Source organism: Hydrogenophaga sp. T66 (assembly GCF_057219855.1).
Window position 1 is genome coordinate 1 of sequence record NZ_JBXVVX010000009.1, and the last position, 869, is coordinate 869.

The 869-nt window shown below is 68.8% G+C and carries 1 protein-coding gene; it reads left to right on the plus strand.

The annotated features are described in order from the left end of the window. Window positions 1–141: 141 nt before the first annotated feature. Window positions 142–869, plus strand: a 728-nt coding sequence (locus tag AC2D80_RS15395) for an MCP four helix bundle domain-containing protein (RefSeq protein ID WP_484633922.1), incomplete at its 3' end; no start/stop codon positions are given.

Here is an 869-nt window from a genome sequence, read left to right on the forward strand (position 1 = left end):
CCCCCGCCGCCTCCCCGGCCCCCGCCCGTGCCGCCTCCGGCTCCGACGAGGGCGACTGGGAAAGCTTCTGAGCCCTCCCCCTTCCGACCCGGCACCCCTCGCCACATCACAGCACCCCACAAGAAAAACCGGAGTTCTCTCATGTCCGCGCCCCATTCCCCCGCTCCCCGCGGCCTGCTCGCCACCCTGGGCCGCCGCCTCACCGCGGCTTTTGCCGCCGTCCTGCTGATCTTCACCGGTGTGCTGGCCATCACCGTGTGGAAGGTCGAGGCGGTGCAGGACCTCTCGGCCCAGACCACCCTGGAAGCCCGCAAGCTTGAACTCGCCGACAAGTGGCTGGCCGACGTGCGCCAGAACTCGGCCCGCTCGCTCGCGGTGGCCATGTCGCCCGGCAGCGACATGCTCAACTTTTTCAAGGACGCGATGGCAGCGACTTCGCGCGGCACCAGCGAAACCCAGAAAACGTTTCTGGAGATCGCCGCCAACAACCCCGAGGCGATGAAGCGCGCCACGCTGGTGGGTGATGTCCGCAAGGAATGGCTGGCGGCGCGGGACGAAATCAACGCGGTCAAGGCCTCCGGCGACGACGCGCGGGCCCGCGAACTGGTGGCCAGCAAATTCGTGCCGGTGACCAACCGCTACGTGGAAGTGACGCAGGCGCTGGTCGATGGACAGCTCGCCGCGATGAATGAACTGCAGGCGCGCGTGCAGGCCGAGTTCCGTTCGCTGTACCTGTGGCTGGCCGTCCTGTTCGTGGCCGCCCTCGCCGTCACGGCGGTGCTGTCGTGGCGCATCACCCGTTCGGTGACCGAGCCGATCAAGGAGGCCGTGGCGGTGGCCAACGCGGTGGCGGCGGGCGATCTCACGCG